The organism is Streptomyces sp. NPDC051563 (assembly GCF_044454225.1).
Lineage (GTDB): Bacteria > Actinomycetota > Actinomycetes > Streptomycetales > Streptomycetaceae > Streptomyces.
Genome location: NZ_JBITDL010000073.1, coordinates 1 through 2,120, shown reverse-complemented (window position 1 = coordinate 2,120; position 2,120 = coordinate 1). Strand labels below are relative to the sequence as shown.

Sequence of the window (2,120 nt, the reverse complement as noted above, 5' to 3'; positions counted from 1 at the left end):
TCGACCCGTCGTTCAAGGGTCGCAAGTACGCGTGGTCGCTGCTTTACAAGACGGCCGGCGGGTCGAGCTTCTACAACGGCCAGAACTACAACGCCTCGGGTACGAACGAGGCCCGTGTGGGATACGAATCGAGCTCGGGGGGAACTTCGCGTTCCATTTTCAATTTCGAGTTCGGTACCCAGCTGCACGGTGCCGGTATCCGTACCGCGGTGGTGCGTGCGTTGCAGACGTATTCGTGGTCGTGCACGACGAAGCCGATGGACATCTACTCGACGTACTTGGTGACGTCGTCGAGTACGTGGAACAACACCACCGGCTGGTGGGGCAACAAGGTGGCCACGGAGAACGCCGGTTACGGCTACAACTCCTCCTGCCCCGACAACTGGGTCGCCCCTGACATCAAGGGCCTGGTCACATCGGCCGCGAGCAGCGGCTGGACCGGTTTGGCGCTCGGCTTCAAGGCGCCGAACGAGTCGGACTCGTACTACTGGAAGAAGCTCCTGGCCAACGGTGAGTCGGCCCCCTACCTCGACATCACCTACAACACCCCGCCGGACATCCCGATCGCCGCGAACATGAACACCAGCCCGGGCGGGCCGTGTCTGACCAGCGGGAACGGTACGAGCCTCGGCAAGACCGACATCAACTTCCAGGTCAAGGGCAAGGACCGGGACGGGAACCTCAGCAAGCTGCAGATCGAGGTCTGGGACGCCGTCTCGGGCACGAACGTCCACAACGAGTGGATCGCCGTCAACAGCGACCAGAGCGTCAACCGCACCGTGCCCTGGTCGAAGTTCACCTCGGGCCGCAAATACTTCTGGCTGGCCCGCGCCGTGGACGCCGACGGCTACGGCGCCCCCGGCTCCGGCCCCGCCGATTCCGGTGGCGGCGGCTGGTGCACCTTCACCGTGGACCACGTCGCCCCCGCCAGCCCCGCGATCAAGTCCACCGACTTCCCCGCCCCCGGCCCCGACGCGGCGGAGTGGAGCGTCAACCCGGCCTCGACCCCGAACCAGAGCATCGAGATCCGCGGGAACGGCACCCCGGCCGGAAGCATCCGCGAGTACCAGTGGTCCCTGAACCACCCCACCTGGGAAAACAAGATCACCCCCGGCGCCGGCACCGACCTGGCCACCATCAAACTCCAGGTCGACACCGCCGGACCCAACGTCCTCTACGTCCGCACCGTGGCCACCTCCGGGAACGTCTCCCCGCAGAGCGAGTACCTCTTCTACGTCCAGGCGCGTCCCGGCACCGACACCCCCGGTGACGTCACCGGCGACGGCAGCCCCGACATCCTGGCCATCGACAAGGACGGCAACCTGCGCACCTACGCCGGCGACAAGAAGGGCGACACCGACGCCTGGATCCCCGGCGCCGTGGAGAACGGCAAGCCGGTGGCGCCGGGCTACTTCAAGGACCCGACCGGGACCACGCCCGCGCTGATCGGGCACGCCACCGACTGGCATCCCGGGGACGGCATCACCGACCTCATCGCCCGCATGCCCGACGGGAAGCTCTACATCTACCCCGGCACCGGCACCGGACAGTTCGATGTCGGCCGCCGCCAGGAACTGCAGATGCCGCTGAGCGCACCCGACGCCTCCGCCTTCCGGCAGATCATCGTCACCGAAGACGCCGACGGAGACGGCCTGGGCGACCTGTTCGCCCTCGACGCGGACGCGTTCTGGGCGTTCTCCGGATACACCGGCTCCAGCTTCGCCTCCTACCGCAAGATGGCCACCGGCTGGGCCGCCCGCGACCTCGTCGGGGTCCGGGACGTCTCCGGGGACAAGGTCCCCGACCTCCTCTTCCGCGACAACTCCAATGCCAACCGCACCATGGCCTTGCGCAAGGGCAAGCCCGGCCCCAACGGCATCGGCGCCGACCTCACCTCGCTGCAGTTCGCCGCGAACGCCGCCGACGGCGTCGACAACACCTACGTCACCACCGGCTGGCTCCGCGCCCCCATCCCCATGCTCCTCGGCACCGCCGACGCAACCGGCGACGGCATCCCCGACATCTGGGCCGTCGGCTCCGGCACCGAGGGCTACCAATGGCTCTACGCCGGCAGCGCCACCACCGTCGGCGCAGCCAGCGGCCGCGACGAGGACGGCTGG

General features: G+C 68.1%; 1 protein-coding gene. It reads left to right on the top strand.

The window, feature by feature from the left end; genetic code table 11:
- Positions 1-38: 38 nt before the first annotated feature.
- On the top strand, positions 39-2,120 hold a 2,082-nt coding region (locus ACIA8F_RS39105), incomplete at its 3' end, for a DNRLRE domain-containing protein (protein WP_399385811.1).